This window comes from Peptostreptococcus faecalis, assembly GCF_900240845.1.
GTDB classification, from domain to species: domain Bacteria; phylum Bacillota; class Clostridia; order Peptostreptococcales; family Peptostreptococcaceae; genus Peptostreptococcus; species Peptostreptococcus faecalis.
On the sequence record NZ_OERU01000007.1, the window covers coordinates 38,847 to 49,868 of the forward strand.

Annotated in this window: 15 protein-coding genes; 10 read left to right on the plus strand and 5 right to left on the minus strand. The window is 40.2% G+C overall.

Annotation, left to right across the window (positions count from 1 at the left end; translation table 11 throughout):
• Positions 1 to 39 precede the first annotated feature (39 nt).
• From C0982_RS08555 to C0982_RS08575, 5 genes are all read right to left on the minus strand, one after another.
• Complete coding sequence (locus C0982_RS08555) at positions 40 to 1,509, minus strand: protein kinase domain-containing protein (protein ID WP_101773810.1); 1,470 nt, start codon at positions 1,507 to 1,509, stop codon at positions 40 to 42.
• 112 nt (positions 1,510 to 1,621) lie between these two features.
• Positions 1,622 to 1,972, minus strand: coding sequence for a DUF6050 family protein (locus C0982_RS08560; protein ID WP_101773811.1), 351 nt, complete (start codon positions 1,970 to 1,972; stop codon positions 1,622 to 1,624).
• A 62-nt stretch (positions 1,973 to 2,034) separates the two neighbouring features.
• Positions 2,035 to 3,378, minus strand: a complete 1,344-nt coding sequence (locus C0982_RS08565; RefSeq protein WP_101773812.1) for a relaxase/mobilization nuclease domain-containing protein — start codon at positions 3,376 to 3,378, stop codon at positions 2,035 to 2,037.
• Positions 3,339 to 3,668 carry a plasmid mobilization protein gene (locus C0982_RS08570; RefSeq protein WP_101773813.1) on the minus strand — a complete coding sequence of 110 codons (330 nt, stop codon included), beginning with the start codon at positions 3,666 to 3,668 and terminating at the stop codon, positions 3,339 to 3,341. Before C0982_RS08570 ends, C0982_RS08565 begins: the two co-directional genes overlap by 40 nt.
• 249 nt (positions 3,669 to 3,917) lie before the next feature.
• Positions 3,918 to 4,268, minus strand: a complete 351-nt coding sequence (locus tag C0982_RS08575; RefSeq protein ID WP_101773814.1) for a helix-turn-helix transcriptional regulator — start codon at positions 4,266 to 4,268, stop codon at positions 3,918 to 3,920.
• A 160-nt stretch (positions 4,269 to 4,428) separates the two neighbouring features.
• Here C0982_RS08575 and C0982_RS08580 point away from each other — a divergent pair, with 160 nt between their 5' ends.
• The 10 genes from C0982_RS08580 to C0982_RS08625 all read left to right on the plus strand — a co-directional run.
• A complete protein-coding gene (locus tag C0982_RS08580; RefSeq protein WP_101773815.1) occupies positions 4,429 to 4,608 on the plus strand; it encodes a helix-turn-helix domain-containing protein in 180 nt (59 codons plus the stop codon).
• Between the two features lie 31 nt (positions 4,609 to 4,639).
• The gene (locus C0982_RS08585) at positions 4,640 to 5,551 is read left to right on the plus strand and encodes a helix-turn-helix transcriptional regulator (RefSeq protein ID WP_101773816.1); all 912 of its coding nucleotides are present in this window, start codon (positions 4,640 to 4,642) and stop codon (positions 5,549 to 5,551) included.
• 69 nt (positions 5,552 to 5,620) lie between these two features.
• A complete protein-coding gene (locus tag C0982_RS08590; protein ID WP_101773817.1) occupies positions 5,621 to 6,304 on the plus strand; it encodes a flavin reductase family protein in 684 nt (227 codons plus the stop codon).
• A gap of 29 nt (positions 6,305 to 6,333) precedes the next feature.
• Positions 6,334 to 6,525 (plus strand): cysteine-rich KTR domain-containing protein, encoded by a 192-nt coding sequence (locus C0982_RS08595; protein ID WP_101773818.1) that lies wholly within the window; start codon positions 6,334 to 6,336, stop codon positions 6,523 to 6,525.
• 453 nt (positions 6,526 to 6,978) lie between these two features.
• Complete coding sequence (locus C0982_RS08600) at positions 6,979 to 7,419, plus strand: RNA polymerase sigma factor (protein ID WP_101773819.1); 441 nt, start codon at positions 6,979 to 6,981, stop codon at positions 7,417 to 7,419.
• Positions 7,400 to 7,651, plus strand: a complete 252-nt coding sequence (locus tag C0982_RS08605) for a helix-turn-helix domain-containing protein (protein ID WP_101773820.1) — start codon at positions 7,400 to 7,402, stop codon at positions 7,649 to 7,651. The genes C0982_RS08600 and C0982_RS08605 overlap by 20 nt, the downstream gene beginning before the upstream one ends.
• A gap of 400 nt (positions 7,652 to 8,051) precedes the next feature.
• On the plus strand, positions 8,052 to 8,228 hold the full coding sequence (locus C0982_RS08610) for a transposon-encoded TnpW family protein (protein ID WP_101773821.1): 177 nt from the start codon (positions 8,052 to 8,054) through the stop codon (positions 8,226 to 8,228).
• 88 nt (positions 8,229 to 8,316) lie between these two features.
• Complete coding sequence (locus C0982_RS08615) at positions 8,317 to 10,173, plus strand: recombinase family protein (RefSeq protein WP_101773822.1); 1,857 nt, start codon at positions 8,317 to 8,319, stop codon at positions 10,171 to 10,173.
• Positions 10,174 to 10,420: 247 nt separating this feature from the next.
• Positions 10,421 to 10,885, plus strand: a complete 465-nt coding sequence (locus tag C0982_RS08620; protein ID WP_101773823.1) for a hypothetical protein — start codon at positions 10,421 to 10,423, stop codon at positions 10,883 to 10,885.
• Between the two features lie 13 nt (positions 10,886 to 10,898).
• On the plus strand, positions 10,899 to 11,022 hold a 124-nt coding region (locus C0982_RS08625; RefSeq protein WP_180946920.1), incomplete at its 3' end, for a helix-turn-helix domain-containing protein.

Genomic DNA, 11,022 nt, shown 5'->3' on the forward strand with positions numbered 1-11,022 from the left:
TCCATTGGAATATTTCCAGTGGGTGCGCTCCCTTATTTTTTAGTCTGGTAGACGGTCAAGCAAATTCTTGGCCTGATATCTGATACCTGCACATTCCTCCAAGATTTGATGTGCAATTTGTTTAGGCTGTAAATCTTCCAGCGTTAGGCAAAGATTATATGCAATCGAAGCGAATATATCATAATTGCCCCAGCCACCATACCCAGTCGCTTCGGAATATCCTCCTGATATGGACTGTAAGATTTTTAGCTGATATACACTTTCAAAATGCAAAACCAATTCCCAAAAATTTGACAATCTGTGGGTGACAATAAATTTGCAAAGTTTATCTGATTGTACCAAGTCAACTATATATTCATGCACTTTAGTATCATACTGACTATTTAGGATTTTATTGATAGTATCGCTTATGTCCTGTTCCTTATCTTGATGTTTTAGTGCAATTTCAATATCCACAAGAATTTGTTCGATAGAATCGTAACGCAATGCTTTATCCCTGCAAATACAACGTTCAACGATAGTTTTAAGAGCGTGATTCGAGTTTGCCGCATTATATGTAAGGATATAATCAATCATTTTTCCAACAGAATATATATCACTTTTATGATCCAGATTCCTAAAATCATTTACTGCTAAAGGGTCAACAAATATATGATTGTTTTTCTCGGTATAAGATGTTTTCATACTTCTAATAAGAGAAGTATGTTTGCTCAATCCAAAATCACATATTACAAAGTCATTTCCTATTTTCAAGATATTACCCAAGTGCAAATCTCGGTGAATAATTGAGTTCTTATGAGCATAATCCATACCTTTAAGGATATCCATAATAATCTTTATTTTTTCATCAAACGATAATTCAATTTCGGAAGTTAGATACGCAGCCAAATTCATATCAGCTTGCTCCATAAGATATGAATGTCCTTCGTTGTCAAAGTCAAACACATTCAATATTTGAGGACAGCCAGTTAATTTTTGCATGTTTTCAAATTCATATTTCATGCGTTTTTGTAATTTTTCATCCTCTTTGTATACCGCTTTCAATTCCTTACGCAAGAGACCATCTTGCATACGAACAATATTACAATATGAACCGGAATCCAAAATATCATCAGGCATTACTATAATATCGCCCATATCAGGAATAACAACTTTTACATTTTCTCTTTTGAGTACATTTATGAGAGTGGTAATTATATGTTCATTTTGCTCAATATCAATTTTTGAATGGTGTAAAATGTTTAGCATGTTTTGAATGAGCAAAAGATATTTGGTTTCAGGCAGATCCGCATATTGTTCAGATAAATATTTATCCTCAACAAAAGTGAAACTTCCGTTAAGGTCAAAAAAATCATTGATATCTAAATAATCCACCGAAAGTATAGAGCTGTCAAAATGATAATCAAAAACTAATCCATAATAATTCCAGTTCGTTTCATCTGTTTTGCCGCTCCAATACTGCTTATCAAGGTAATTTAATATTTTATGAAAAGTTTGTTGTGTAAGCATACTATCCCTCCTCCTTGGCCAATTTTACCACTGATCGACATATAAAGCTATAAAAAGAGGGGGCGTATCCAATGGAATATTTCCGGTGGGTACGCTCCTTATTTTTTTGTCTTTATTCTATCGGTGCTTTACTTGCGCTGATAAATCGAACAATGGTAAGCGGTATGTAGTAAATTGCAACGGCTATTCTCCATATCAGAATGAACCCGCCTATGATACCTCCCACAATAAAGTTAAGCGCCCAAATACCAACCGTTCCACCTAAATCATAATTGTGCGGGATCAGCCACATGAACATTCGCCTAATCCCAAAGGGAATACCACACAGTATCCATAGCAGAAAATAATCTGTTTCACCATTCTTGGTGCAAAGGGATATAAAAAACCAATACAGTACAAATACAACCGCAAAGGTCAATACGGTTTTCTTCAAAAAGTCCTTTATAATTTCGCTTTCCGTCATATGCTGCACGCACCTTTCTTGAACCCATTATACATTCATTTTGCGATTTCGCCCAGCGTTTTTTATTCTCGTTCCTCACTGCGAGCCTTATCCTCCTGTGTCGGAGCAGAGAGCAAACTATCCACATTTCGCTTCACCGTATCCAATTCCTTTGCCTCGGATTTGATTTTCAAATAGTCTGTATAAAGGGTTTCTTTTGTGGCTTTGGCAGTAGCCAACTCTTTTTTCAACTCCGAAATATTTGGCAAGTGTTTTACATCCATTTGCTTCAATGCTTTGGCGGCCGCTTCAAAGAGAATGATTTTTCCCTCTTGCCCACGCAAGAATTTTTCCTTGTCGTTCGACTTTTTATATCTATCATACAAAGGCTTTAACTCCCGATAGTTCGCCGTATGCTTTATGAGAAGTCCTAAGTCGCTGATTTGCTGTTCGGTGGACTTGATAGCAGATAGTAGCTTGTCCTGTGCAGCAAGCGTTTCAGCGGTCTTATCCTCCAACTGTTCATATTGGGTAATGCCATGTTCCGTGAGGAAGTTCATTGTCTTGGCCGCTTGTTTGAGGTTGTTGATTTTCGCCCAATGACTAAAGCCTGCGCTTTCCTGTGCCTTGATGTTATTCTGAATGTCAATAAGCAGATTGATCCGCTTATCTGTTTGCTTTGGCCGTCTTGATGGGCGGGGACTTCCGGCGATCCGAGCAGTGATTGCCTCCTCTGTATAATCGACGCCCAATGTTTTCAGACGGGTAAATCGCTCCTGTCCGTTTGCTCTGCAGGAAATGTATTTGCCGCGTTTGATTTCGTAACTTTCGGCCTCTAAGCGCTTTAATAGTTCTTCAAAGGTGGAGGTTTGGGGGATGAGCTTATCCACGGCAGCTTTTAGTTTCGCCTTGTAACTGTTTCCCGCTTTGGTAGCTGTATGCTCAATGTAGCTTTTGCCTTTGTCCTTGCCAGGGATAATGACCGATAGCCCGTGTTCCTTGCAGAGTCGGTCACTAACACGGCGGATGTGATAATAGCTTTGGTTGTTGGAATGGTATTTACGATAGTCAACAAAGCTGACTGAATTAAAAATGATGTGGTTATGGATGTGCCCTTTATCAATGTGGGTGGTAAGTACAAACTCGTACTTGCCGCCCAATGTTTCTTTCGCAAGCTGCATACCGATTTCGTGAGCCTGTTCCGGCGTGGTTTCGCCAGGATCAAAGGCTTGGATAAGGTGGTGCCCTAAGTTGTCGCCCTTGTCTATGGCGTGGCGACGGGTAAAGGAATACTCAATGTCTGCTGTTTCTGCCGAGCAACCATAAGAGGAAATTAAAAGGCGTTCATCCGTTTTGTCGGGATTGCAGATATAGGCAATGGCTTTGTTTAGCGTTGTCTTAATAGGATGGATCTTTGTAATTGCCATATCTCCTCCTGCCTTTCCCGTATTTCCTCAAGATCCGCTTGATAGGTGGGGCCGCCGGCGTTGATCCGCTTGGCGATCTGGTTAATATTGCGCCCAATGGCCGAGAGCTGGGCAGTCATTTCCTTTATGTCCTTGGTGTCTATGTAGATGATGTATCCGTCAATCGCCATCTTGCGAAGGTAAGCCCCATACCGTTGAGTCGGCAGTTGTTTCATCTTTTCATCAATGAGCTTCTTTTCTTCCTCAGACACCCATATTTTCAGTTGTATATTTCGCTTTCGACTTGGCATAGCGTTCCTCCGTTCTATAAGGGTTTGGGAAACTCCCAACAAGTATTTTTCCTTTTCGGGCAACGGGGCCTGAAAAGAGGAAAATTCGCAAGTGGGTACTCACTTGCTATGCTTGCTGGTACACTCCCTTTCCCTTTCTTCCACGAAAGAAAAAGATAAATGCCAACATACTAAGCAAAGAAAAAACGCTATAAACCGTAAAGGTTTCATAGCGTCGTTTTCTTCAATATTCAGTTGTTTGTGAGAGGCTTATCTCTCTGTTTTGACTTCCAGTATCCCTTTTGCAGTAGCGGTCATAATTGTTAAATCCTTGTTATCCATACCGTCGAGCAGGCTTTCAAGCTGCCTGCGCGGTGTATCTTTTTCAGCTTTCTTTTTCGGGAAAAAGAATTGATCCACCGATATGTCAAAAAGGGTAACGAGCGCATAAAGCACTTGGAGACTTGGGGGCTGGCCTTCGTTTTCAATGTCTACCAGATAACGGGCCGTGTATCCTATCATACTGGCCACCTGTTCTCTGGTCCATCCTTTAGCTTCCCTTGCTTCCTTTATTGCTTTTCCTAATGCGCGAAAGTCAAATTGTTCAGTCGTCGTTTCCATAAATAGTTCACCCTCCTTTAGTTTACAGTTCACTTTGAAATCCATAAATGAGGGTGTATTTCAATTAGTTTCCGTAAATAGTTCAAAAAGTATTTCTTGTTATTATTCGCCCGTCCGTATATAATTATATCATGCAGCAAAACGAAAGGGCGCTGAAAATATGGATTATATTTCTGTTGGGGACGTTGCGAAAAAGTGGGGCATATCCGAACGGCGCATACAAAAGCTCTGTGAGGAAAACCGTATCCCTGGTGTTGTGCGTTTTAGCCGTATGTGGATGATCCCCAAAGACGCAGAGAAGCCCAAAGATGGGCGGTACAAAGACACAAAAGGAGATTGAAAAAGAAAGCAATCGTTATTGAGGTGAACATATGAAAATAGACCGTCTAATCGGTATCATTACAATCCTTTTGCAAAAGGAAAAAGCAACAACATCACAATTAGCAGAGCGATTTGAGGTTTCACAAAGGACTATCCAGCGAGATATTGATAATATATGTAAAGCTGGTATCCCTATTGTGTCCATGCAAGGATATGGCGGGGGGCTTTCCATTGCAGAAGGTTATAAAATTGATAAAACATTACTGACACAAAATGAATTGAGTGCAATTTTTATGGGACTCAAGAGTATAGATAGCATTTCAAAATATACTTATTCTCAAAGTCTTATGGAAAAACTCGGTAATGAAAAGAGTGCTATCCTATCCGACCACAATAGAGTTATTATTCATTTATCTTCATTTTATCAAGTGAGTGTAACTGAAAAAATTGATGTGATAAAGCAGGCCATTAGCAATCGAGAACTAATTTCATTTCAATATTATTCTGAAAAGGGAGAAAGCGAACGTATTATTGAGCCTTATTTTATTATGTTTAGGTGGCTCGCATGGTATGTTTATGGATACTGTCTTACCCAACAAGATTTTAGACTTTTCAAATTGAATCGTCTAAGTGGATTGCAAAATCTAAAAACAAGTTATGAGGAAAGATTTATTTCAGAGAAAGAGCTTGATTTTGACCAGTATATTTGGCGTGATGATATTAAACTGGTAGCTCTTTTTGACATGAGTGTAAAATATAGACTGATTGATGAATATGGTCCCGAATGTGTAACATTCGATAACCAATCTGGCAAGTTGTTATTTGAAAATGTTTTCACAAACCGTAACCACTTACTACAATGGATACTAAGTTATGGCGATGCCGTAAAGGTCATAGAACCACTTGATTTAGTCGATAGAGTTTGCCAAAATGCAAAAAATATGTTGGCTCAATATAAATGATACGACATACAGGTGTCGTATTGCTTCTGCTACTCTAAAACTATCTAAAAACTAAAGGGGGATTTTGTTATGAAAAAAGAGGTTTCAATTTTTGATAGACCAGAGAAACTTGCTGGATATGATATTGAGCAATACGTAGCATTTTGCGGCAACTTGTCTTGGTATGATTTTGTTACAGCCATGCCATCGTTGGTATTCGTCGTTACAGGCTGGAAATCTAACGGCAAGGAAAACGCTTGTCTGCACTCTTGGTCTAGCTTTATGGGAAGTGGATTAGAAAACTTTATCTGTATATTGGGAAAAGTCAATAAAGACGGGCATATGTATCAATCCTTGAAAGAAACGAAAGTATGCGTGCTGAATTTTCCCTCAAACGATATTTATGACCGATGTGTTAAAACCATTAGTAATAATCAGTTTGAAATAGATGAGATCACCGCTTCGGGGCTTACGGCAGAGAAAGCAGCAAAGGTCAATGCACCACAAATTAAAGAGTGTTTTTTGAATATAGAATGTGAATACTTATGGGAACAGGAGCTTTTCGAGGGAAGTAAAGAAGTGGCGATTGCAGTAAGGGCCGTCAATATTTGCATGGATAGCGAATACTACGACCAAACCAAACTCGGAAGATATGGAAAGAACGGTTATTTGTACTACATTGACCAGCCTACCAACCCGGAAACAGGAGAAATAACACCTGTTGGCCCCGGAACAATGGAAGCGGGCAATCCCATTGAGTGGATTACAGAATAAGTATTTGATTGCGAAAGGATTAAGTGCCTATGCAAAATAACGAAGAATGGATACTATGTCCTGTATGCCAAAATAAAACGAGAGTTAAAATGCGGGACGACACTAAACTTGAGAATTTTCCGCTGTTCTGCCCGAAGTGCAAAAAAGAAACTCTTATTAATGTATCAAAATTGAATATAACGCCTATTACAGAGCCAGACGCTAAGACGCAGGGACACTAAGACGTTAAGACGCAGAGCCGGTAATTGTGAGTAACCTCACGATTATCGGCTTTTTTCATTTTGAATAATCAAAGCCGCCGTTTTCCTTTTCAAAAATTGGACTTGCGGAGGGTGTATTAAAGTCGCCCTTTTTGAAGGACATGGCGGTATCCGGGGAGGTATCGCCATGTTCATTTTCTATTATGCTCCTTTACCACCAGGTAGACTGTCAAAAAAAGCCCTTATCACGAATGGGATACTTATACCCACCGATTTACGTTCTCAGTTCATCATGTAGGAAATATATGGAAAGCTGCCCGGCTGACTTATATTCAGTCGGGCTTTTTTGCGCCTGAAAATCTTTCTCAAACTTTTTCGGGCTTCCTTTTGGCATACCCCAAACCCTGTCGTGGAGGGTTTGCGAAAGGGGATAAACCTAATAACCAGCCCCCTGGGACGAAAGGGGGTGAAAACATGAACCCTGAACGTTTCGAGTGGAAAATCCGCTGTGAGTTCAATGCGTACTGCAAGCAAGTGTTACGCAACGAACTCAAAGACGCCCTCCGTGAACGAAAACGGCGCAGCCGGCGCGAAGTGAATTTTTCAGAACTGACACCGCATGAGGAAAGCCAACTTTATACCGTGGACAAGTATTTTGATAGCCCTGATAAAGAAGAAACCTTTTGTGCGGGCGGCCTGAAGATTTCCACAAAGCTGCTTGCTGACGCTCTGCACACGCTGCCGGAGGAGAAGCGGCAAGCCGTACTGCTGTATTACTTCTTTGGTATGTCTGATGTGGAGATCGCGGAAGAAATGAAGATACCGAGAAGTACCGTACAGTATCGGCGGACAAGCTCTTTCCGGCTACTGAAACAATATTTGGAGGAACGCGCAGATGAATGGGATGAATGGTAGTAGCAATGACGAACGCGGCTTGCTGCCTTTTCCGGTCATCGTAGCCGCAACAAAAGGCGACCCGGATGCCATGAAGATTGTAGTGCAGCACTACCAAAGCTACATAGCCTACCTCTCTATGCAGAAAATCCGTGATGAAAGTGGCAATACCTATTGGGGCATAGACGAGGATTTTAGGGAACGGCTGCAATCAAAGCTCATGCGGGCTGTCCTGACCTTCAAGGTGGAATAAAACTATTGTGAAGAGTTTCCTCCCCTTTCCGTTTCTCAACAGCACACCTTGATTTTGCTCCTTGACAAAGAAAGCCTCGCAAGATAACGGCGACGCAGTATAACAGGCATACGGATACATTCTGTCTGTATCGAGCCTTGCAGCCGGTGCGCCATGACCTCTTAGGAGCGAGCGATCAAACTAGGACTGTAAAGCGGATGTGGTGATCCGTGGGCGAGGACATACAGGCAGGACAATGATACTCCCTTATCGCCATAGTCCGAGCGTTCAAAGCGTCACAGGCAATGGGTAGGGTTCCGGCAGACCGTCGTAGGGGTGAAATTCCCGTGGAGCTGTACCAACAGCCGTCCGTTTATGCCTATTTTCATTTTACACTGTTAAATGAAAGGGGTATTTTTCTATGCAAACAAAACAAGAAGAAAATTCCCCTATTGTACGAGAGTACATTGTAGGGGATACAAAATATATTGTTAAGGCTTCTGTAAAAGAGGCTGCAACTGAGGACGCGGCAACAAAGATACGCCGCCTGATACGAAATGATATAGGAAAGCAAAAAACACAAAATAATGATGTGTGATTTCCTGTTGAGGCTGACAGGTAGCGAACTGAGCGGTATAATATATACATACCGTTACGCTGCTTGTTTACCGGAATAGGAGGCAAACATGAACAAGCAAGTAACAAAAACAGCGCCTAATAACGCTCTTTACCTTGACAATCAAACACCGATAAACACGGTTGTTCCATTTCAGCCGATCAAAGGCGGCGCCCCATTGGGGGAGGCTACCCGTGAGGCTATCAACAAAACCGTGCTTCAATTCTATGTGCAGAACCAACCCAAAGAGGAAGTGTCCGAGGGCATAACTGCCCTGTATGAACGTCTTTCACAAGAGGATGGACAAGAGGGCGAAAGTAACAGTATCGCCAATCAAAAGAAAATTTTAGAGCGGTATTGTCGTGATCGTGGATATTCTGGTATTCGTCATTATGAAGATGATGGGTACAGTGGTACAAACTTCAACCGTCCTGGCTTTCAAGAAATGCTTGCAGACGTAAAGGCTGGCAAAATAAGCCGCGTTATTGTTAAGGATATGTCGCGTTTCGGACGTGACTATCTACAAGTTGGTATGTATACGGATATTCTATTTCCCGATTTTGGCGTTCACTTCGTAGCCGTTAATGATGGCGTGGACAGCACACGCGGTGACAACGAGTTTACGGCCATTCGCAATGTGTTCAATGAAATGTACGCTCGCGATACTTCAAAGAAAATCCGTGCTACATGGCAGTCAAAAGGAAAATCTGGCGAACGTCTGACTTCAATTCCTCCTTATGGATACCGTAAAGACCCAGAGGACAAAAAGAAGTGGATCGTAGACCCAGAGGCCGCCGCCATCGTGCAAAAGGTATTCTCACTATGTATTGATGGATTGGGGCCGACGCAGATTGCTAAATGGCTACAAACAAACAGTGTCCCCAATCCCTCTGCATATTGTCATGCACACGAACTTCCCACCACCAACAAACCCAAGGCTAATCCGTACAAGTGGACAAATGAAACGGTATCTCGTATGTTGGAGCGCGTTGAGTATTTGGGGCATACGGTCAACTTCCGTACCAAAAAGCAGTCTTATAAAAGCAAAAAGAAGATATTCAATGATCCATCGGAATGGGCAATCTTCGAGAATACACAAGAACCGATTATTGATGAAAGTGTTTTCCTGATTGTTCAGAATATACGGCAATCAAGGTGTCGCCCTAATAAGATGGGTGAAATGGGTATGTTCTCTGGGCTGCTGTTTTGTGCTGATTGCGGTGCTACCATGTATCAGTGTAGGACAAACTATTTTAAGCCTGAGCAGGAATATTATCTCTGCTCCACCTATCGCAAAGACCGCACCATTTGCAACAATACTCATTCGATCCGCACCATGCCGCTCACAGAGGTCGTATTACAGAACTTGCGTGAAGCGATTTCGTATGTAACGCAGTATAAGGACGACTTCATTCGTGAGGCAGCGGAAACTGATATGCGTACACGTGACAAGGTGCTAATGCAAAAAAAGGACGCTCTTGCACAAGCTGAAAAGCGAATTATCGAACTGGATGTAATTTTCAAACGCATTTATGAGGACAACATATCTGGCAAGCTGACCGACGAGCGCTTTATTAAGCTCTCCCGTGATTATGAGCTTGAACAGGATAATTTGAAATCAACGGCTAAAGTGTTGCGTGAAGAAGTCAAGCAGCAAGAGAAATGCAAAACCAATGTTAAAAGTTTTATGGCAATAGCGAACAAGTACACGGATTTTACAGAACTTGACGCAACAATCTTAAATGAGTTTGTTGACAAAATTCTTATTTCTAAAACTTCCGGCCAACGAGGACGCAGAGCTAGTGATACCATCACCAAAGTACAGGAAATTGAGATTGTCTACAACTTTATCGGTGCTTTTGATTTTGGAAAGGCCATTGAGCAAGCTAAAAACAACAATAGAATAGCGAAAGTCGGCATAGCATAAATGCCATACCGACTTTCAGATTTAATGTTTTCTTACCTCACCGCTGTTAATGTAGGTGTTTTTTTAATATAAAAATTTACTCCTACAGAAATCTTTAAAGGGTCTGTTTTTATGTAAAAATACTTACTTCCAATATTATTTAACAAATATAAAATATTATGTAAAACATAATATTTTATATTTGTTAAATAATATATTTACTTAAATACATAAATATGATAATATAATAAAAACAGGGGGGATGTAAATGAATTCAAAGAAATACAAAGCTGTTAAGGTTATCTTTATGATAACGCTGTTTTTTTTAATATTAATAAATGTATCAAATATTGTGTGGGTTTTATCTATGATGTTAGAAATCGGAATTAAAAAGGAAGTGATAAGCTTATTATATCCAGATGTAATAATTCTGCTGTGGACATTTTCTATATTTTTTTTGCTAAGGATGTTGAGAAAAATGGAACAAGGATTTTTTTTAGAAAAAGAAATGAAGGAACCAAAAATAATTGCTAATATATTTTTAATTATGACAATATCAGAAGCTATTTTTTTTAATTTAACAGGTGGGGTGATTAGGATGGGTAATATGAGAAGTAATGCATTTAGTTTAATGATATTTGTATATCTTTTTATATATTTAGTCTTTTTGATATTACCTACTTTGTTTAGCGAAATTAAAAATCTTGATGAAGAGAACAAGTCCATAATTTAAAGAGAGGAATAAAATGTCAATTATAGTAAATTTAGATGTAATGTTAGCAAAAAGAAAGAAGAGCTTAAAAGATTTATCTGAAGCAGTAGGGATAAGCAGCACAAATCTTTCTATATTGAAAACTGGAAAATCAAAAG